The sequence below is a fragment of the Streptomyces sp. P9-2 genome (assembly GCF_051903975.1).
Taxonomy (GTDB): domain Bacteria; phylum Actinomycetota; class Actinomycetes; order Streptomycetales; family Streptomycetaceae; genus Streptomyces; species Streptomyces cellulosae.
Window position 1 is genome coordinate 3,804,361 of sequence record NZ_CP192633.1, and the last position, 19,702, is coordinate 3,824,062.

Genomic DNA, 19,702 nt, shown 5'->3' on the forward strand with positions numbered 1-19,702 from the left:
ACAACCGCAGAGCGTGAACCCCTGCCCGAACCTCCCCCGACCTCCTCGTGACCTTCCGGCGAACACGGTGAACAATGGCGGGAACACCCCTTTTCGCATCCGGGGGGTGCCGAGGGGACCGGCGGGCGGCTGGCGTGAACTGTGAGGTCCGCACCGGCCGCGCGTGACGGCGACGTGACAGGCGCCTGAAACGGTTTGCCGAACATGCGTAGGGTGCAGACAACTCAGCAAGGGAAGAGCGCCGGAACCCCGGCGGTCGGGTGCGACGAGCGGCGAAGGAGGGAGCCGGAGCGATGGGCGACCACAAAGAACAGCCTTTGCGGGTGGGCGCGGCCGTGCGGCGGCGACGCCGCGCGCTGGACCTCACCCTCGCCGTCGTGGCCGAGCGCAGCGGTCTGTCGGTCCCGTTCCTCAGCCAGATCGAGAACGAGCGCGCACGTCCCAGCCAGAGCTCCCTGGAGAAGCTCGCGGACGCGCTGCGCACCACCGCGGTCGAACTGCTCGCCGCCGCCGACCCGGCGTGCAGCGTGGACGTCGTGCGCGCCGAGGGCATGGAGGAGTGGGAGGAGCCGCGGGTGCGGTCCCTGGTCCGCGGCCACCACCAGATGCACGCACAGGAGTTCACCGGCGACCATGACGCCGGGCGTGAACTGCAGTTCCGGAACGACCAGTTGATGTACGTCGCGGAAGGCGCCGTGGAGATCGAGGCCGAGGGGCGCGCCTACCGGCTCGGGCGCGGCGACACCCTGTACCTCACCGGGGGCGTACGGCACCGCTGGCGGGCCACGGTGCCGGAGACCCGGCTGCTGGTCGTCGCCGTCGCCGAGCACATCGAGGCGCTGCGGGACACCAAGCCGCGCCGATGAGCACCCCGCGCGTGGTGTCCCTCGTCCCCTCGCTCACCGAGGCGGTGGCGGTGTCGGCGCCCGGTGCGCTGGTCGCGGCGACCGACTGGTGCACGCACCCTGCCGGGCTCGACGTGGCCCGCGTGGGCGGCACCAAGAACCCGGCGGTGGACCGCATCACCGAGCTCGCGCCCGACCTGGTGATCGCCAACGAGGAGGAGAACCGGCCGGGTGACCTGGACGCCCTGCGCGCGGCCGGTGTCGACGTGGTGGTCACCCACGTACGGACCCTGCCGCAGGCCTTCGCCGAACTGGACCGCGTCCTGGCCGCGTGCGGGGTGCGGAGCCGTCCCGGCTGGCTGGACGCGGCGGAGACGGCGTGGGAGACACCGCCCGCCTTCGAGGAGCCGCGCACGGCGGTCGTCCCGATCTGGCGCCGCCCGTGGATGGTGCTCGGCCGCGACACCTTCGCGGGCGACGTGCTCGCCCGCCTCGGCGTACACACGCTGTACGCCGACCACGCCGACCGCTACCCGCGCGTCCCGCTCGACGCCCTGCGCGCGGCGCGCCCGGATCTGGTGGTCCTCCCCGACGAGCCGTACCGCTTCACGGCGGACGACGGCCCGGAAGCGTTCCCCGAGGTGCCGTGCGCGCTGGTGGGCGGACGCCATCTCACGTGGTACGGGCCGTCGTTGGCGGAGGCGCCGGGGGTGCTGGGGCGGGAGTTGAGGAAGGCCGTCGCCTGAGCGGTACGCGCCGCGTGGGTGGGCTGCGCGGGGCGCGGGCAGCTGTGGGCGGGCATGCATGGGGCGCCGCCCGGGGTAGGGCGAGCGGACGGTGCGTTACGGCCGATGACCGTGCGCGGCTGCGCGGAACCCGCCTGAGCGGGCCGGAGCGGCGGGAAGTGGCAGAGGCGGGCGCCTGCACCCCGGGCGCACCGTGCCGGCCGGTAGCGTGCATGGCACGCCGCGTGTTCCCTCGGACGGGACCACGGGTCCGCGAGCGGGCGGGGAGGGCGCCTGCCCGGGGCGTGCGGTGTGTTCCGCCAGGCGGGGACGCGGGCCCGGACGCCGCTCGTCCGGGCCCGCGCCCCGCGTTGCATAAGCTGGGCTTATGAGCAGGACGGAAGACCACGGCGGCGAACGGCCCGGCAACGGCGGTTCGCTCGCGCACCGGGTGCCCGATCTCGGGGCGCTCGAGCTGCTGCTCGCCGTGGCGCGGGTGGGGAGTCTGGGCCGGGCCGCGCGGGAGCTGGGCATCACCCAGCCCGCCGCGAGCAGCCGGATCCGGTCGATGGAACGGCAGCTCGGCGTCGCCCTCGTCGACCGCTCGCCCCGCGGCTCCCGGCTCACCGACGCGGGCGCCCTCGTCACCGACTGGGCCCGGCGCATCGTCGAGGCGGCCGAGGCGTTCGACGCGGGCGCGCAGGCGCTGCGGGACCGCAGGGACTCACGGCTGAGGGTCGCGGCGAGCATGACGATCGCCGAGTACCTGCTGCCTGGGTGGCTCGTCGCGCTGCGCGCGCAGCGGCCCGACACGGCGGTGTCCCTCCTCGCCGGCAACTCGACGGCCGTCGCGGAACGGCTGCTGGCGGGGGAGGCGGACCTCGGGTTCGTGGAAGGGCTGACGGTGCCGGCCGGACTGGACTCCGCGGTGATCGCCCACGACCGCCTGGTCGTCGTCACGGCCCCCACGCATCCCTGGGCCCGCCGCAGGCGCCCCCTCGCGGCGGAGGAACTGGCGGCCACCCCGCTGGTCCTGCGCGAGGAGGGTTCGGGCACCCGGCAGGTGCTGGACGCGGCGCTCGGCGGGCTGGCCCGCCCGCTGATCGAGCTGTCCTCGACGACGGCGGTCAAGGCGGCGGCGGTCGGCGGCGCGGGACCCGCGGTGCTGAGCGAACTGGCGGTGGGGGAGGAGCTGGGGATGCGCCGCCTGGTCCGCATCCCGGTCCAGTCGGTCGCCCTGGCCCGTGACCTCCGAGCGGTCTGGCCCACAGGTCACCGCCCGACGGGCCCGGCCCGGGACCTGCTGTCGCTGACGCGCAGCTGACGCCTGGGGTTCGCGCCCGCTGAGGAGGGCCGCGGTCCTCGGAGTCGCCCGCCGCACCCCCCCCGGGGCCGGGGGATGGTCGACGGGAGTGTCGTCCCGGCGGGACGGCACGGCCCTGCGGGGCTTCAACCCGTCTTCGGCGTCCGGCGGAAGCCCGTGAGCCGGGGTCCGGGCTCGACGGCGGCTGGGCGCGCCGGCCTTTGTGCCTCGGCGCCCTCGGGGTGAGCGCATGTCCGCGGCCACTCTCGAGGTCGCCGCGCAGGGTCCGGAAGTCCGCTCCCGGCGACGGGCAGGCGCACGGCCCGAGAGGCCCGGCGCGCCGGGGTGGCCGGGGGCGGGGCGGGTTCCCGTCTGCCATGGGCCATGGCTCCGTACCGCATGAGGCCGGTGCCTTGGGTGCCGGGCCCGACGCGAGCCCGGTCCGGCCCCCGGCAGGGCGCTCGTGTCCCAAGGGCGCTGCATCGGCACCCCGCGCTGCCGCCGGAGGCCCGCCCCCCTTCAGCCCCCCGCCGCCCTGATCAGCGCCCGCACCACCCGCTCGTCCTCCCCCATCTCCGGATGCCACTGCACCCCCACCACCCAAGGGCCGTCCGGCCGTTCGACCGCCTCCACCGTGCCGTCCTCCGCGTACGCGGACGGGAGCAGGCCGGCACCCAGGCGGTCGACCGCCTGGTGGTGGTAGGTCGGGACCGACGTTCCCTCGGGGACCGCCTCCGCGTACCGCGTTCCCGGGACCGGCTCGACGGGGTGGTGGCCGAAGACGCCCGGGACCTCCGCGTGGCCGTCGATGTGCTGGACCAGGGTGCCGCCCAGGGCGACGTTCAGCAGCTGCATGCCCCGGCAGATGCCGAGCAGGGGCACGCCCCGCTCCAGGGCGGCGCGGATCAGCGCCAGTTCCCAGGCGTCCCGGGCCCGGGCCGGAGGCCCCGTGCGCGGGTCGGGCTCGGCGCCGTAGTGGACGGGTTCCACGTCCGGGCCGCCCGCGATGACCAGGCCGTCCAGCCGGGCCACGGCCGCCGCCGCGTGCTCCGGCGCGTCCGGCGGAAGCATCGCCGCGAGTCCGCCCGCCCGCTGCACCAGCCGCGGATACCCGGCCGGCAGCAGCGCGGCGTCCAGCTGCCACACGCCCCACCGCACGCCCGACTCCGCGTACGTACTGATGCCGATCAGTGGCCTGCCCGACACCCGGGCACCTCCTCTTCCTCAGTCCCGCGCCAGCTCCGCCTCGGCCGCAGCCAGTGCCGCGAACTCCTCCTCCGGCGCCTTCGCCACCAGATGCCTGCGGCTGTACAGCCCGAAGTAGGCCAGCGCCACGATGTACACCGCCAGCGCGATGAACGCCGCCGTCACGTCCACCAGGAACGTCGCCACCAGCGCCGCGCAGGCCAGCACCAGCGCCACCGACGAGGTCAGCACCCCGCCCGGCGTCCGGTACGGCCGCGGCAGCTCCGGCTCGCGGCGCCGCAGCACGATGTGCGACAGCGACATCAGCGCGTAGGAGATCGTCGCACCGAACACGGCGATGTTCAGCATCCGCGCCCCGTTGCCCGTGCTCGCGGCCAGTGCGAACCCGATCGCGCCCGGCACCACAAGACCGAGGTACGGGGCGCGCCGGCTGCTGGTCAGGGACAGGAAGCGGGGCAGGTAGCCCGCCCGGGACAGGGCGAACAGCTGCCGGGAGCCGGCGTAGATCAGGGAGAAGAACGAGGCGACGAGCCCCGCGAGTCCCGCGTAGTTCACGATCCTGCTCAGCACGGTCGCCTCGCCGTCCGGCTGGAGCGCCTCGACCAGCGGGTTGCCCGCGTCCTGGATCGCGGACGAGCCGCGCGCGCCGGCCGCCGTGAAGAACGTCATCAGGGCCAGCACCACCAGGATGCCCATCGACCAGCGGATCGCGCGCGGCAGCGTACGGGCCGGCTCCCGGGTCTCCTCGGCGGCCAGCGGCACGCCCTCCACGCCCAGGAAGAACCACATGCCGAACGGGAACGCCGCCCAGATGCCGAGCAGCCCCATCGGCAGCCAGGAACTCGCGCCCAGCGCCGAGGAGTCCACCGGGATGTCGTCCAGCGACGACGCGTCGAACTCGGGCAGCGCCGCCAGCGCGAACACCACCAGCGCGGCCACCGCGATGCCGGTGACGACGAAGCTGAAGCGCAGGGCCTCGCCGACGCCCCACAGGTGGATGCCGATGAAGACGACGAAGCAGGCCAGGTACACGGGCCAGCCGGACTCCAGGCCGAACAGGCCGAGCGACTCGACGTAGTCGCCGATGAAGATGGAGATCGCGGCCGGTGCGAGGACGTACTCGATGAGGATGGCCGTGCCGGTGAGGAAGCCGCCCCACGGGCCGAGCGCCCGGCGGGCGAAGCCGTAGCCGCCGCCCGCCGTGGGCAGGATCGACGACAGCTCGGCGAGCGCGAACACCATGCAGGTGTACATGGCGCCCATCAGGACCATGGCGACCGCCAGGCCCCCGAAGCCGCCCTCGGCCAGGCCGAAGTTCCAGCCGGAGTAGTCGCCGGAGACGACGTAGGCGACGCCGAGGCCGGTCAGCAGCAGCCAGCCGGCGCTGCCCCGGCGCAGTTTCCGGCGCTCCAGGTAGTCGTCGGGCTCACCGGCGGGTTCACGGGATGCGGATGGAAGGCTCACGGCACGGCTCCCCAGGAGGCGGTGTGGCGCGGAAGGTGGTAATGGAACGGATCCAGACCTTTGTGGGCCCATACCTTCGTGGCGTACCGGACGTGAGCGCAACCCCCGTGCGTTAAGCCGCGGTAAACCCTGCCCGCACCCGCCGCGCGCCACACCGTCAGGCGAGGAACCCCCGCAGCAGCGCCGCCGTACCCGCACAGTGCTCCCGCATCACCTCGCGCGCCCCGTCCGCGTCCCCCTCCAGGACCGCCTCCACCAGCGCCCCGTGCTGCCGCTGCGAGTGCTCGAGGTTGCGCACCAGCAGCGGGATGCAGTCCAGCAGGTCGTTCACCGTCGCCCGCACGGCCGCGTACTGCGCGGTCAGCGTGGGCGAGCCGGACAGCTCCGCCACGGTGAGGTGGAACAGGGTGTCCGCCCGCCGGTAGTCGGCCAGCGGCGCCTCCTGCGTGCCCGCCAGCGCCTCCCGCAGCCGCCCCGCCCGCTCCCGGGTCAGCCCGTGCGCCGCGCACAGCCCGGCCGCGCCGACCTCCAGCACCTCCCGGAAGCGCAGCACGTCCTCGATGTCGACCTCGGCGATCCGCCGTCGCAGCTCCTCCTCGCCGGTGTCCGTCGGCCGGGGCAGCACGAACGTCCCGCCGTAGCGCCCGCGCCGCGACTCCACCAGGCCCTGGTCCTGGAGCACCTTCAGCACCTCGCGCAGCGTCACCCGGCTGATCCCCAGCCGCTCCGCCAGCTCCCGCTCCGCCGGCAGCCGCTCCCCGCCCGCCACCAGGCCAAGGCGCACCACCTGGAGGATCTGCTCCAGCGCCTCCTCGAAGCCGTTGCCCGCACGGACCTGCCGCAGCACCGGCGCCAGCCGGTCCCCGACCGCGCCGACCGCATCCTCCGGCATCTGGTCGTGCCCCCTTCCCAAGCAATGGTTCCCGGCAATACCTTATGGCTCCCGGCTGACCGAAGAAGCCCGAGGAGGCCCTCCCGTGGCAGACCGCACACCCCCGCTTCCCGTCGAGGAGCTGCACGCCCTCGTCGCGGGCGGCGAGATCGACACTGTCGTCCTGGCCTTCCCCGACATGCAAGGCCGCCTCCAGGGCAAGCGGTTCGCGGCCCGCTTCTTCCTCGACGAGGTCCTCCACCACGGCACCGAGGGCTGCAACTACCTGCTCGCCGTGGACGCCGACATGAACACCGTCGACGGCTACGCCATGTCGTCCTGGGAGACCGGCTACGGCGACTTCGCCATGTACCCGGACCTGGACACCCTGCGCCGCGTCCCCTGGAACGAGGGCACCGCGATGGTCACCGCCGACCTCGCCTGGGCCGACGGCTCCCCGGTGGCCGCCGCGCCCCGCCAGATACTGCGCCGGCAGCTCGACCGGCTCGCCGCCCTCGGCTACACCGCCCAGGTCGGCACCGAGCTGGAGTTCATCGTCTTCAAGGACACCTACGAACAGGCATGGGACGCCGGCTACCGGGGCCTCACCCCGGCCAACCAGTACAACATCGACTACTCGGTGCTCGGCACCGGCCGCATCGAGCCCCTGCTGCGCCGCATCCGCAACGAGATGTCCGGCGCCGGACTCACCGTCGAGTCCGCCAAGGGCGAGTGCAACCCCGGCCAGCACGAGATCGCCTTCCGCTACGACGAGGCCCTGGTCACCTGCGACCAGCACGTGATCTACAAGACCGGAGCCAAGGAGATCGCCGCCCAGGAGGGCGTCTCGATCACCTTCATGGCCAAGTACAACGAACGCGAGGGCAACTCCTGCCACATCCACCTCTCCCTCGCCGACCTCGGCGGGGAGAGCGCCATGCCGGAGTCGGCGGAGGACCCGGACAGCATGTCCGAGGTGATGCGGCACTTCCTCGCCGGACAGCTCGCCGCGCTCCGCGAGTTCTCCCTGCTCCACGCCCCGCACATCAACAGCTACAAGCGGTTCCAGCCGGGTTCCTTCGCCCCGACAGCCGTCGCCTGGGGCCACGACAACCGCACCTGCGCGCTGCGCGTCGTCGGCCACGGCCGCTCCCTGCGCTTCGAGAACCGGCTGCCCGGCGGCGACGTCAACCCCTACCTGGCCGTGGCCGGCATGGTCGCCGCGGGCCTGCACGGCATCGAGCAGCGCCTCGAACTCCCCGAGGCATGCGCGGGCAACGCCTACACCGCCGGCTACGAGCACGTCCCCACCACGCTGCGCGAGGCCGCCGAGCTGTGGGAGCGCAGCGAGATCGCCAAGGCGGCCTTCGGCGAGGAGGTCGTCGCCCACTACCGCAACATGGCGCGCGTCGAGATCGACGCCTTCGACGCCGCGGTCACCGACTGGGAGCTGCGCCGCTCCTTCGAACGCATGTGAGGCCCCGAGTGTCCGACCAGTCCGCCGAGCTCCAGGTGCGCAACCCCGCCACCGAGGAGGTCATCGCCACCGTCCCGGCCGCGAGCCCCGCCGACGTGGACGCCGCCGTCGCCCGCGCGGCCCGCGCCCAGACCGTCTGGGCCGCCCTCGCGCCCGGCGAACGAGCCCGTCTGCTGCGGCGGTTCGCCGCCGCCGTCGACGACCACGTCGAGGAACTCGCCCGGCTGGAGGTCCGCGAGGCCGGCCACACCCTGGGCAACGCCCGCTGGGAGGCGGGCAACGTCCGCGACCTGCTCGACTACGCGGCCGGGGGAGTGGAACGCCTCACCGGCCGCCAGATCCCGGTCCCGGGCGGCGTCGACGTCACCTTCCTCGAACCCCTCGGCGTCGTCGGCGTCATCGCGCCCTGGAACTTCCCCATGCCCATCGCGGCCTGGGGCACCGCACCCGCCCTCGCCGCCGGCAACGCCGTCCTCCTCAAGCCCGCCGAGACGACCCCCCTCACCGCCCTGCGCCTCGCCGAACTCGCCCTGGAGGCCGGGCTCCCCGCGGGCCTGTTCCAGGTGCTGCCCGGACACGGCGCGGTCGCCGGGAACGCCCTCGTCGAACACCCCGGCGTCGCCAAGATCGTGTTCACCGGGTCGACGGCCGTCGGCAAACAGGTGTGGGCCAAGGGCGCCGCCCACCTCAAGCGGGTCACCCTCGAACTCGGCGGCAAAAGCCCCAACATCGTCTTCGCCGACGCCGACCTGGAGGCCGCCGCGGCCGCCGCACCCATGTCCTTCCTGGACAACGCCGGACAGGACTGCTGCGCCCGCACCCGTGTGCTCGTCGAACGGACCGCGTACGACCGCTTCCTGGAGCTGCTCGCCCCCGCGATCGAGGCCGTCCGCGTCGGCGACCCCGGCGGCGACGAGGACGTCGACATGGGCCCGCTGATCTCCCGCACCCAGCTCGACCGCGTCCGCTCCTACGTCCCCGACACCCTCGACGGCATCCGCGGCAAGGCCCCCGAGGGCCCCGGCTACTGGTTCCCGCCCACCGTCCTGACCGGCGTGGACCCCGGCGACCGGGTCGCCGTCGAGGAGGTCTTCGGACCCGTCGCCGTCGTCCTCCCCTTCGACGACGAGGCCGACGCCGTCCGCCTCGCCAACGCCACCGACTACGGACTCGCCGGCTCGCTGTGGACCCGGGACGTCGGCCGCGCCCTGCGCGTCTCCCGCGCCGTACGCGCCGGGAACCTGTCCGTCAACTCCCATGGGAGCGTGCGCTACTGGACCCCCTTCGGCGGGTTCAAGCAGTCCGGCGTGGGCCGCGAGCTGGGCCCGGACGCCCTGACCGCCTTCACCGAAACCAAGAACGTCTTCATCAGCACGGAGGCCTGACCGCACATGAGCGAGGACATCATCTGCCGCCGCCTGACCGGCCGCACCGCCGTCGTCACCGGAGCCGGCAGCGGCATCGGGCTCGCCTCCGCGCGCCGCCTCGCCTCCGAGGGGGCGAACGTGGTCTGCGCGGACGTCGACGAGGTCCGCGGCAAGGCCGCAGCCGAGGAGAGCGGCGGCATCTTCGTCAAGACGGACGTCACCGACGCCGAGCAGGTCGAGGCGCTGTTCCGCACCGCGTACGAGACGTACGGCAGCGTGGACGTCGCCTTCAACAACGCGGGCATCTCGCCGCCCGACGACGACTCCATCCTGGAGACGGGCCTTCAGGCGTGGAGGCGGGTCCAGGAGGTCAACCTCACCTCCGTCTACCTGTGCTGCAAGGCCGCCATCCCCTACATGCGCGAGCAGCGCAGGGGCTCCATCATCAACACCGCGTCCTTCGTGGCCCGCATGGGTGCGGCGACCTCCCAGATCTCTTACACCGCCTCCAAGGGCGGCGTCCTCGCGATGTCCCGTGAGCTGGGCGTGCAGTTCGCCCGTGAGGGCATCCGGGTCAACGCGCTGTGCCCCGGACCGGTCAACACCCCGCTGCTCCAGGAGCTGTTCGCCAAGGATCCGGAGCGGGCCGCGCGCCGGCTGGTGCACATCCCGCTCGGCCGGTTCGCCGAGGCCGAGGAGATCGCCGCCGCCGTCGCCTTCCTGGCCAGCGACGACTCGTCCTTCGTCAACGCCACCGACTTCCTCGTCGACGGCGGCATCTCGGGGGCGTACGTCACACCGCTGTAGCGGGCGGCACGGGGCGGAGGCGCCCGTCGTTACAGTGCCCGGATGAGCATGACGCCCCCGCCCGGCTGGTACGCCGACCCGCACGCCCCGCATCTGGACCGCTGGTGGGACGGCACGGGCTGGACCGAGCACCGGCGGACGCCGGGGGCCGGGTCCGGGCCGGCGGCTGCGTCCGGGGCGGGGGCGGGTGGCTTCGGGCCGCCGGGCGTCCCGAGCGCGCCGGGTACGCCAGGTCCGTACGGGGCTCCGGGAGGCTTCGGTCCTCCGGTCGCCGCGTCCGGTGGTGGCAGTACCGGCGGGTCCGGCCGCTCGGGCGGGTCAGGCGGCTCGGGCGGCGGGGTCAAGGCCGTCGCCCTGACCGCCGCCGGGGCCGTGCTGGTCGCCGCCGTCGTCGCCGGGGCGGTGGCGCTCACCCGTGACGACGGGGACCCGGAGGTCCGCACCGGGCCGAGCCCGACCGCGCCCGCGCCCACGACACAGTCCACGCAGCCGTCACCGTCGCCCTCCACCTCCCAGCCCGCCCCGGAGGACGAGGGCGTGGTCGTGGACGAGCTGAACGGTGTCACCTTCCCGCTCCTCGACGGCTGGGTCCGTCCGCGGCACGTCGTCGAGAAGGACGCCGTCATGACCACCGACGGCACCCACGACTGCCCCGGCGAGGGCACCCTCTGCCGCGGCGGCATGGTCATCTCCCGTACGGTCACCGCCACCGACGAGACCTCGCCCCGCGCCCTCGCCGAGGCGGACATCACCGAGGCCGCCGAGGAGGCCTTCGACGAGGACACCCTCGGCAACCGCCCCTACGGCGGCATGACGTCCCACCAGGTCGTCAGGGCGGGCCCGGTCGCGGTGGCGGGCCGCGCCGGCTACCTGGTCCGCTGGCGGGTGACCACCGCCAAGGGCCCCGGCGGCTACGTCCAGTCCCTCGTCTTCCCGTCCAGCGTCGGCACCGAGTCCCCGGTCCTCGTCCGCTTCCTCTTCGAGGCGGGCCCGGACGGACCTCCCGTGGCCGACATGGACCGCATCACCAAGGGCATCCGCTCGACCGCCGACCAGGCGTCAGGCGGCGGCGTAGGCAGCAGCATCGGCCCGACCGGCCGAGCGGGCGCGGGGGTTACAGGAAGGTCTGGCCCTCACCCCGGTACGTCGGCACCGTGGCCGTGACCGCGTCCCCCTCCACCAGGTGCAGCGTGTCGAACCGCTCGCACAGCTCGCCCGCCTTGGCGTGCCGGAACCACACCTTGTCGCCGATCAGCAGATCGTCCGCGACCGGCCCCAGCAGCGGCGTCTGCACCTCGCCGGCGCCCTCCTGAGGGTCGTAGCGCAGCCCCTCCGGCAGATACGGCACCGGCAGCCGGTCCGCGCCGGGCGCGCCGGACGCCGGGTAGCCGCCGCCCAGCACCGTCACCACGCCGACCCCGGGCCGCCGCACCACCGGCAGGGCGAACAGCGCGGCCGGACGGCCCCTGAACGACGTGTAGTTGTCGAACAGCCGCGGCACGTACAGCCCCGAACCGGCCGCGATCTCGGTCACCGCGTCCTCGGCCGCGGTGTGCTGCACACTGCCGGTGCCGCCGCCGTTGACGAACTCCAGGTCCGGCACGGCCTCCCGGACCGCCCGCACCACCGCGGCCCGCCGCTCGGCGAGTTCACGGCGCGCGGCCGCCTGCATCAGCCGCACCGCGCGGGACCGCAGCGGCCGCCCGGCCACCGCGTCACCTACCCCGGCCACATGCCCCTCGTACGCCATGATCCCGACGACCTTGAACCCCGGCCGACGGGCCACCGCGCGGGCCACCTCGGCGACCTGGGCGGGGGAGTGCAGCGGGGAGCGGCGGGCGCCGATCCGCACCCGCCCGCCGAGCAGCTTCAGCGCGGTGTCCAACTCCAGGCACACCCGCACCACTTCGCTGCCGCCCGCCCGCGCCGCGTCGATCAGGTCCAGCTGGGCCGGATCGTCCACCATCACGGTGACGGCGGCGGCGAGCTTGGGATCGGCGGCGAGTTCGGCGTACCCGGCGCGGTCGGCGGACGGATAGGCGAGGAGGACGTCGTCGAAACCGGAGCGGGCCAGCCACAGCGACTCGGCGAGCGTGAACGACATGATCCCCGCGAAACCCTCGCGGGCCAGGGCGCGTTCGAGCAGCGCCCGGCAGCGCACGGACTTGCTGGCGACCCGGATCGGCTTGCCCCCGGCACGGCGGACCAGATCGTCCGCGTTGGCGTCGAAGGCGTCCAGATCCACGATCGCGACGGGGGCGTCGAGCTGGGCGGTGGCCCGGTCGTAACGGGCCCGGTCGGCGGCGCGCGCAGTCATGACCGCAGCCTGCCAGACCGGATTACCGCAGGGTAGGGGGACGTTCCGGGCAGATGCCGCGGGCCTGTGGACTGGTTCCCGTTCGGCGCGCCGCACGCCGTAGAGTGACGCGCACGCACGGCGGTACGGGGCCGGCCCGGACGTCCGGGCGGGATGACGCGCCGGTCGTGCGGGTATCTGTGCCCGGGACGCGTCCGCGCCGGGCCACCTGGCAGCGACACACCGGCCGCGGACGACGAGGACCGGCCCGGGCACGAGGAAACGGGGGGTGCATGAGCACGGAAGCGCGCCGCGCCTCCCTCCCCCCGCGCCCGCCCCAGGCCCCCCGCACCGCGGGCAACCCGGGACCGTTCGACCCCCGGACCCCACTGGACCGGCCCGGCTCCGAGGACACGGAGCGGGTGACCGCCCGGCCCCCGGAGTCCGAGGGACGGGAGGCGTCCGGCGCGGGTACGGAGGAGACGGCGTTCCGCCCGGCCGGCCACGGCACGGTGGGCGCCCAGCGCTCCGCGCCCGACGCCCGGCGTGACGGCGACCCCCGTGGTGCGGTTCCCGCCGAGCCGGCGCACCGCCCGCCCGGCAACGGCACCGTCGGCACCCAGCGTCCCGCGCTCGACGGCGAGTCCCGTGGCACGGCTCCCGCCGAGCCGGCGCACCGCCCGGCGACGCCTGCCGCGTCGGACGCGCGGGGCGTGGGTGCCGGGGAGACGGCGTTCCGCCCGGCCGGTAACGGCACGGTGGGCGCCCAGCGCTCCGCGCCCGATGGTGAGTCCCGTGGCACGGCTCCCGCCGAGCCGGCGCACCGCCCGCCCGCGTCGGACGCGCGCCGTGCGGCTGCAGAGGAGACGGCGTACCGCCCGACCGACGGCACCGCCGAGCAGCCGTACCGCCCGACCGGCGATGGTCCCGCCGCGTCCGACGCGCGCCGTACAGGCGCGGTCCCAGCCGAACCCACGTACCGCCCGACCGGCGACGACATCCCCGACCGCAAGGTCGCAGCCCCCCGCTTCCCCCGCATCGGCGCCGACACCCCCGACCGCACCGCGCCCCCACCCCCGCAGGCCTCCGCCCGCTTCCCCGACGCGCCGCCCACCGTCGGGCGCGGCGTGTCCGTGACGCCCGACAGTGGGCCCGGCGTGTCCACGTCCCCCGGCGCCGGGCAGCGCGCCTCCGTCGCGCCGCCCGCGCCCTCCGTGCCGCCGCGCCCCGCGCACCGGCCCCGTACGGAGGCCCCCGCCGAGACCTCCTCCGAGACGACCACCCGGCTCCGCCCCGTCCCCGCCGAGCCTGACCCCGCGCTGTCCTGGAGCGCGCCCATGTCGCCGGGCGGCGTCCCCGGCGCGGGGCGGCCCGCCGTCACGTTCGGGGAACCGGACAGCCGGCCCCGCCCGTTCGCCCGCCGTACCCGCGGTCAGGTCGTCGCCGCGGCCGTCTGTCTCGTGCTCGGCACGGGGCTGATCGGCGGCGCGGTCACCGGCGCCTGGCTCGCCGACGGACCCGAGGGCCCCGGCACCCGGCACGCCTTCGCGGTCGCCGGCGACCTGTGGCACGAGGTGCCCGTCGACCAGTTGTTCCCGCCCACCGTGCAGGGCCGGGGCGCGGGCCCCGGGGAGGCCGACCGCGTCTGGACGCGGATCGCCGTCGCCCCCGACAGCGGCTGCAAGGGCGCCTTCGACGCCCTGCTCACCCGCGCCCTCGCCCCCGTCGGCTGCGAGCGCCTGCTGCGGGCCACGTACACCGACGCCACGCAGAGCCATGTCACCACCGTCGGCCTGCTGTTCACCGAGGCCGACGCGGCCGGCATGGAGGCTCTCGCCCGCCGCTTCGACCGGGAACGCCTTGACCGCCGCAGCGACCTGATGCCCCTGCCGTACGCGGCGAAGGACACCGCGGCCGAGGGCTTCGGCCCCGAGCAGCGCGCCTCCTGGGCGATCTCCGTCCTCACCGACGCACCCGTCGTCGTCTACGCCGTCTCCGGCTGGGCCGACGCCCGCGGCGTAGACGAGCCGCAGCCCGCCGAGGACGCCATGCGGTCGGGCGCCACCGAGGCCCCCGCCCAGGCGGGCCTGGGCCACGAGGCCCGCGGTCTCGCCGACCGCTTCGAACGCGCCCTGCGCCAGCGGGCCGGCACTCCCACGGAGCGTCCGTCATGAGGAAGCGCCCCGCCGCCCTCGGCGGCCTGCTCGCCGCGGCCCTCGTCCTGGTCCCCGCGACCACCGCGCACGCCGACACCATCCGCGACCGGCAGTGGGCCCTGGACGCCCTGCACGCCGACCAGGTGTGGCCCACCACGCGCGGCGCCGGCATCACGGTCGCCGTCCTGGACACCGGCGTCGAGGCCGACCACCCCGACCTCGACGGCAACGTCCTGGAGGGCAAGGACCTCGTCGGCTTCGGCGCGCGCGAGGGCGACGAGGCATGGGCCCGCCACGGAACCGCCATGGCCGGCATCATCGCCGGTCACGGGCACGGCCCGGGCAACGGCGACGGCGTCCTGGGCGTCGCCCCCGAGGCGAAGATCCTTCCCGTCCGCGTCATCCTCGAGGACAAGGACCCGGCCCGCGCCAAGGCCCGCAGCACCCGGGGCAACGCCCTCGCCGAAGGCATTCGCTGGGCCGCCGACCACGGTGCCGACGTCATCAACCTCTCCCTCGGCGACGACTCCGCCTCCGCGCACCCGGAGGAGGGCGAGGACGAGGCGATCCAGTACGCGCTGCGCAAGGGCGTGGTCGTCGTCGCCTCCGCCGGGAACGGCGGTGAGAAGGGCGACCGGATCTCCTACCCGGCGGCCTATCCGGGGGTCATCGCCGCCACCGCCGTCGACCGCTACGGCACCCGCGCGCCCTTCTCCACCCGCCGTTGGTACGCGACGGTCAGCGCGCCCGGGGTCGACGTGATCATCGCCGATCCGGACCACAAGTACTACGAGGGCTGGGGCACCAGCGCCGCGGCGGCGTTCGTGTCCGGCGCCGTTGCCCTGCTGAAGGCGGCCCATCCGGACCTGACCCCGGCGCAGATCAAGCGGCTGCTCGAGGTCACCGCCCGCAATGCGCCCGCCTCCGGACGCGACGACTCGCGCGGCTTCGGGTTCATCGACCCGGCCGCCGCGATCGAGGCCGCGGGCCGTCTGAAGCCGGAGGGGCTGAAGGCGGCGGCGTACGGCGACGAGTACTTCGGGCCGGGGCCGGCCGCCGACGCCCCCGGCGACGACACCGCCGACTGGGCAGCCCCCTTGGCCGGTGGCGCCGGCGGCGTGCTCCTGGTCGCGGCGGTTGTTCTGTGGCGGGGGCGCCGGGAGAGCGACACGTTCTGATTGCGCCTGGCGCCTGTTGGTTCACGTCGGCGTGCCGTGAGGGGTTGGCGCTGCGACGCCGGGTGCGGGTGGTTTGTGGCTGGTCGCGCAGTTTCCCGCGCCCCTGAGGGGCGCCTCCGCAGCTGCGGGCAGTCGTGCCTCCCCCAGTGCCTTGAGGGTCTGGGAGGTACCCCCAGGGCGGGACGGGTGGGCGCAGCGGCATCCCGCCAACGCCGGGTGCGGGTCGGGTGGCTGGTCGCGCAGTTCCCCGCGCCCCTAAGGGGTGCTTCCGCCGCGGCGCCGGAAAGCGCGCCGCACCGCCTCCCCCGCCGCGCGTTCCACCCGGGCCACCCCCTCCGTCATCGACGCGTGTCCGTCCGACAGGACCGCCACCGCGTACACGCGACCGCCCACCGTCACGCACCCCGTGCTGTTCACCACCCACAGGCCCGTCGCGTCCCTCGGCAGCCAGCCGTTCTTGACGGCCCACCGTGTGCCCGGGTCGGCCAGGGCCGGCACGCCCCAGGCCTGTTCCGGCACGACCCGCTCCATCAGCTCCCGTGCGTACGCCATGCCGTCCGGCGTGACCATCCGCCGCAGCAGCCTCACCCGGTCCGCCGCCGTCGTCCGGGTCAGCCCCCAGCGCGCGTCGGCCGCGGTGTGGCCTAAACCCAGGCGCGCGTTCGCCGCGTCCAGGCCCGCCGCACGCCCCACCACCTGCCACAGCGCCGTCGCCGCGTCGTTGTCGCTGCGGACGATCATCGCCTCCGCGTGCGCCCGCTCGGAGGCGGTGAGTGCGCGGTCCGCGTCCCGCGCGGTCAGCAGCAGCGCGGCCAGGATGTCCACCTTCACCACGCTCGCCGTGACGAAGACCCCCTCGCCCGAGACGTACGTCTCCCCGCTCGCCAGATCCAGCGCCGCCGCCGACACCCTCGGCCCGTCCGTCACCACGCGCTCCCTCCCGCCCGCGTCAGGGCGTCCCGTACACGGCCGCTAAGGTCGGTGACCGTGGCGAACAAGAACATTCCCGACTCCCCCTTCCGCGACGACGACGGCTCCGCCGACCCCCGGCTGAGCGCCGCGCTCGCCGCCTGGGCGGAGGACGGCAACGCCGTCGGCCCGGTCCTGGAAGCCCTCAAGGACGCCCGTCTGCTCGTCCCCGTGGTGGCCGTCCTCGGAGAGCTGGAGGAGGACGAAGAAGAGGGGCGCGAAGCTCTTCGGAAGGGTGGCGGCGGGCGACGGGAGGGCGGGCTGCGCCGCGAGAAGACCAGCGACATGGCCGTACCCACCCTGAAGGCCGGAGGCCGCAAGGCGCTGCCCGCCTTCACCTCCACCGACGCCCTCACCCGCTGGGACCCGGCGGCCCGCCCCGTCGCCGTACCGCTGCACCAGGCCCTCCAGGCCGCCGCGCACGAGAAGGCCGACACGGTCGTGCTCGACCTGGCGGGCCCCGTGCCGTTCGAACTGACCGGGCCCACGCTGCTCGCCCTCGCCGAGGGCCGCACCAGCACCGACCCGCTGAAGGACCCCGCCGTCGTCGAGGCCGTACGGAACGCCGTCGCCGCCGAGCCCGCCGTGGTCCGCGCCCACCTCGGGCCGGGACAGGCCGACGGCACCCTCGCCCTGGTCCTCGACCCGGCCGCGCCGGTCGCCGAGGCCGCCCGCGCCGTCGCCCGGCGGATCGCCGCCGACGAGACGCTGAGGGCCCGCCTGGTGCGCGGCCTCGACCTGGCAGTCCTGCCGGCCGAGGCGACGCCTCCCGGCGAGCCCTTGTACGTACGTCGGTGACGAAGACGAGCCGTCAGCCGTAGACCGCGCCCGTGTACTTCTCGCCCGGCCCCTTGCCCGGCTCGTCCGGGACCAGGGAGGCCTCGCGGAAGGCGAGCTGCAGCGACTTCAGGCCGTCCCGCAGCGGCGCCGCGTGGAACGAGCTGATCTCGGTCGCCGAGGCGTCCAGCAGACCGGCCAGCGCGTGCACCAGCTTGCGGGCCTCGTCCAGGTCCTTGTGCTGGTCGCCCTCCTCGGTCAGACCGAGCTTCACGGCGGCGGCGCTCATCAGGTTGACGGCGACCGTCACGATCACCTCGACCGCCGGGACCTCCGCGATGTCGCGGGCCATGGCGTCGAAGTCGGGGTTGCCGGGGGTCTCGGGGGTGTCCGAGGGGGAGGTCTCACTCATGCCCCACACGATAGGCGCAGCCCGGAGCGCTCCCGACGCCAGGAGCCGGGCGGACGGCCGGTTGGTACCGGTCTCCGGGAGCTGCTAACCTTGTGTAACGACCGGTCGGACCCGTATGTCTCACGGCACGCGAGCCCGGCCCACAAGTGGAGGCTTTCGAACTCCCACCTGGCCGCCCTCCGGGCGGCGGGTCACCGGTCAGGCAGATCCCGTCCCCGAGTCGGCGATCGGCCCGAAAGCGCGCCCCGCGGTCTCCGTGGCGGTGCTCCGGTAGTTCGAGGAGCCCCGCCTGTGATCGTCCGGGGCATTTTTCGTGTCTCGGCGCGGTTAGGTCTAACGAACACAGACGTTACGCGGCTGTCCGCCAGACCGTCGCGTGGTGCTACCGAGGAGGATCCATCAGCGCCGAGCCCCGCATCAACGACCGGATTCGCGTTCCCGAGGTGCGACTTGTCGGTCCCAGCGGCGAGCAGGTCGGGATTGTCCCGCTTGCCAAGGCCCTGGAGCTTGCGCAGGAGTACGACCTCGACCTCGTGGAGGTCGCGGCGAACGCCCGTCCGCCCGTGTGCAAGCTCATGGACTACGGGAAGTTCAAGTACGAGTCGGCCATGAAGGCCCGTGAGGCGCGCAAGAACCAGGCGCACACGGTCATCAAGGAGATGAAGCTCCGGCCGAAGATCGACCCGCACGACTACGACACCAAGAAGGGTCACGTCGTCCGGTTCCTCAAGCAGGGCGACAAGGTCAAGATCACGATCATGTTCCGTGGTCGCGAGCAGTCCCGGCCGGAGCTCGGTTACCGGCTCCTGCAGCGGCTTGCGGAGGACGTGGCCGACCTCGGGTTCGTGGAGTCGAACCCGAAGCAGGACGGCCGCAACATGATCATGGTCCTCGGTCCGCACAAGAAGAAGACCGAGGCGATGGCCGAGGCCCGCCAGGCGCAGGAAGCCCGCAAGGCGGAAGCGAAGGCCAACCCCGGCAAGTCGCAGAACGCCGCGGACGCGGACAGCGCCCAGGCGGCCGAGGAGCCGGCCGAGGCGTGACTCCCCGGGGCGTGAGTCCCAGGAAGCAACCCGACACAAGTACGACGCTCCACAGTGCCCGGTTTCACGACCGGGCACAGGAGCGCCACCGACGAGGAGAGAACGGCGCTATGCCGAAGAACAAGTCGCACAGCGGTGCCAGCAAGCGCTTCAAGATCACCGGCTCCGGCAAGGTGCTCCGCGAGCGTGCCGGCAAGCGCCACCTGCTCGAGCACAAGTCGTCCCGTGTGACGCGTCGCCTCACCGGCAACGCCGAGATGGCCCCGGGCGACGCCGCGAAGATCAAGAAGCTTCTCGGCAAGTGACGCCCCGGCGCGTGAGCGCCGTACGTACGTCAGACCGGGACCCATTCGATACCGGGCCGTGTGAGGACCACCACGGCCCCGCTACAAGGAGTTAACAAGTGGCACGCGTCAAGCGGGCAGTCAACGCCCACAAGAAGCGCCGGGCGATCCTCGAGCAGGCCTCCGGCTACCGCGGTCAGCGCTCGCGCCTGTACCGCAAGGCCAAGGAGCAGGTCACCCACTCGCTGGTCTACAACTACAACGACCGCAAGAAGCGCAAGGGCGACTTCCGTCAGCTGTGGATCCAGCGCATCAACGCCGCTGCCCGCGCCAACGGCATCACGTACAACCGCTTCATCCAGGGTCTGAAGGCCGCCAACGTCGAGGTGGACCGCAAGATCCTGGCCGAGCTGGCTGTCAACGACGCCACCGCCTTCGCCGCGCTCGTCGAGGTCGCGCAGAAGGCGCTGCCGGCGGACGTGAACGCGCCCAAGGCTGCGTGAGTTCGTCGGCCTTGGCCGA

General features: G+C 74.2%; 19 protein-coding genes. 13 read left to right on the forward strand and 6 right to left on the reverse strand.

Going from position 1 to position 19,702, the window contains the following annotated elements; genetic code table 11:
* Positions 1-293: 293 nt before the first annotated feature.
* The 3 genes from ACQY0Z_RS17405 to ACQY0Z_RS17415 all read left to right on the forward strand — a co-directional run bounded on the left by ACQY0Z_RS17405 (position 294) and on the right by ACQY0Z_RS17415 (position 2,894).
* Entirely contained in the window at positions 294-866 is a 573-nt protein-coding gene (locus tag ACQY0Z_RS17405) for a helix-turn-helix domain-containing protein (protein ID WP_189905892.1), read from the forward strand.
* Positions 863-1,591, forward strand: a complete 729-nt coding sequence (locus ACQY0Z_RS17410) for a helical backbone metal receptor (RefSeq protein WP_439812501.1) — start codon at positions 863-865, stop codon at positions 1,589-1,591. Before ACQY0Z_RS17405 ends, ACQY0Z_RS17410 begins: the two co-directional genes overlap by 4 nt.
* A 367-nt stretch (positions 1,592-1,958) precedes the next feature.
* On the forward strand, positions 1,959-2,894 hold the full coding sequence (locus ACQY0Z_RS17415; RefSeq protein ID WP_189905888.1) for a LysR family transcriptional regulator: 936 nt from the start codon (positions 1,959-1,961) through the stop codon (positions 2,892-2,894).
* Between the two features lie 498 nt (positions 2,895-3,392).
* On the opposite strand, the gene ACQY0Z_RS17420 is transcribed toward ACQY0Z_RS17415, so the two are convergent.
* From ACQY0Z_RS17420 to ACQY0Z_RS17430, 3 genes are all read right to left on the reverse strand, one after another.
* Positions 3,393-4,079 (reverse strand): gamma-glutamyl-gamma-aminobutyrate hydrolase family protein, encoded by a 687-nt coding sequence (locus tag ACQY0Z_RS17420; protein WP_439812502.1) that lies wholly within the window; start codon positions 4,077-4,079, stop codon positions 3,393-3,395.
* 18 nt (positions 4,080-4,097) lie between these two features.
* Entirely contained in the window at positions 4,098-5,615 is a 1,518-nt protein-coding gene (gene eat, locus ACQY0Z_RS17425) for an ethanolamine permease (protein WP_381730113.1), read from the reverse strand.
* Positions 5,616-5,700: 85 nt separating this feature from the next.
* On the reverse strand, positions 5,701-6,435 hold the full coding sequence (locus ACQY0Z_RS17430) for a FadR/GntR family transcriptional regulator (protein ID WP_189905882.1): 735 nt from the start codon (positions 6,433-6,435) through the stop codon (positions 5,701-5,703).
* A gap of 85 nt (positions 6,436-6,520) precedes the next feature.
* On the opposite strand from ACQY0Z_RS17430, the gene ACQY0Z_RS17435 reads away from it, so the two are divergent.
* From ACQY0Z_RS17435 to ACQY0Z_RS17450, 4 genes are read left to right on the forward strand one after another with little or no spacing between them, the layout of a single operon-like run.
* Complete coding sequence (locus ACQY0Z_RS17435; RefSeq protein WP_439812503.1) at positions 6,521-7,891, forward strand: glutamine synthetase family protein; 1,371 nt, start codon at positions 6,521-6,523, stop codon at positions 7,889-7,891.
* A gap of 8 nt (positions 7,892-7,899) precedes the next feature.
* Positions 7,900-9,276, forward strand: coding sequence for an aldehyde dehydrogenase family protein (locus tag ACQY0Z_RS17440; protein WP_439812504.1), 1,377 nt, complete (start codon positions 7,900-7,902; stop codon positions 9,274-9,276).
* A 6-nt stretch (positions 9,277-9,282) separates the two neighbouring features.
* Positions 9,283-10,065, forward strand: coding sequence for a 3-oxoacyl-ACP reductase (locus ACQY0Z_RS17445; protein ID WP_439812505.1), 783 nt, complete (start codon positions 9,283-9,285; stop codon positions 10,063-10,065).
* A gap of 48 nt (positions 10,066-10,113) precedes the next feature.
* Positions 10,114-11,229: a DUF2510 domain-containing protein gene (locus tag ACQY0Z_RS17450; RefSeq protein WP_439813367.1), complete on the forward strand. Its 1,116-nt coding sequence runs from the start codon at positions 10,114-10,116 to the stop codon at positions 11,227-11,229.
* Here ACQY0Z_RS17450 and ACQY0Z_RS17455 read toward each other — a convergent pair.
* On the reverse strand, positions 11,180-12,382 hold the full coding sequence (locus tag ACQY0Z_RS17455) for an amino acid deaminase/aldolase (RefSeq protein ID WP_189905874.1): 1,203 nt from the start codon (positions 12,380-12,382) through the stop codon (positions 11,180-11,182). The genes ACQY0Z_RS17450 and ACQY0Z_RS17455 overlap by 50 nt on opposite strands.
* A gap of 272 nt (positions 12,383-12,654) precedes the next feature.
* Here ACQY0Z_RS17455 and ACQY0Z_RS17460 point away from each other — a divergent pair, with 272 nt between their 5' ends.
* Together ACQY0Z_RS17460 and mycP are read left to right on the forward strand one after the other, a co-directional pair.
* Positions 12,655-14,535 carry a hypothetical protein gene (locus tag ACQY0Z_RS17460; RefSeq protein WP_439812506.1) on the forward strand — a complete coding sequence of 627 codons (1,881 nt, stop codon included), beginning with the start codon at positions 12,655-12,657 and terminating at the stop codon, positions 14,533-14,535.
* A complete protein-coding gene (gene mycP / locus ACQY0Z_RS17465) occupies positions 14,532-15,695 on the forward strand; it encodes a type VII secretion-associated serine protease mycosin (protein WP_254586074.1) in 1,164 nt (387 codons plus the stop codon). The genes ACQY0Z_RS17460 and mycP overlap by 4 nt, the downstream gene beginning before the upstream one ends.
* A 255-nt stretch (positions 15,696-15,950) precedes the next feature.
* Here mycP and ACQY0Z_RS17470 read toward each other — a convergent pair whose 3' ends face one another.
* Complete coding sequence (locus tag ACQY0Z_RS17470) at positions 15,951-16,622, reverse strand: serine hydrolase (RefSeq protein ID WP_347225982.1); 672 nt, start codon at positions 16,620-16,622, stop codon at positions 15,951-15,953.
* A gap of 60 nt (positions 16,623-16,682) precedes the next feature.
* Between ACQY0Z_RS17470 and ACQY0Z_RS17475 the strand changes: the two genes are divergently transcribed.
* Positions 16,683-17,462 (forward strand): SseB family protein, encoded by a 780-nt coding sequence (locus ACQY0Z_RS17475; RefSeq protein ID WP_347225983.1) that lies wholly within the window; start codon positions 16,683-16,685, stop codon positions 17,460-17,462.
* Between the two features lie 13 nt (positions 17,463-17,475).
* Here ACQY0Z_RS17475 and ACQY0Z_RS17480 read toward each other — a convergent pair whose 3' ends face one another.
* A complete protein-coding gene (locus ACQY0Z_RS17480; protein WP_019526178.1) occupies positions 17,476-17,853 on the reverse strand; it encodes a DUF1844 domain-containing protein in 378 nt (125 codons plus the stop codon).
* Between the two features lie 398 nt (positions 17,854-18,251).
* Here ACQY0Z_RS17480 and infC point away from each other — a divergent pair, with 398 nt between their 5' ends.
* The 3 genes from infC (at position 18,252) to rplT (ending at position 19,683) form a co-directional block, all read left to right on the forward strand.
* Entirely contained in the window at positions 18,252-18,896 is a 645-nt protein-coding gene (gene infC / locus ACQY0Z_RS17485; RefSeq protein ID WP_189905907.1) for a translation initiation factor IF-3, read from the forward strand.
* Between the two features lie 110 nt (positions 18,897-19,006).
* Entirely contained in the window at positions 19,007-19,201 is a 195-nt protein-coding gene (gene rpmI, locus ACQY0Z_RS17490) for a 50S ribosomal protein L35 (RefSeq protein WP_003977225.1), read from the forward strand.
* Between the two features lie 98 nt (positions 19,202-19,299).
* Entirely contained in the window at positions 19,300-19,683 is a 384-nt protein-coding gene (gene rplT / locus ACQY0Z_RS17495; protein WP_004933571.1) for a 50S ribosomal protein L20, read from the forward strand.
* The last annotated feature ends 19 nt before the right edge of the window (positions 19,684-19,702 follow it).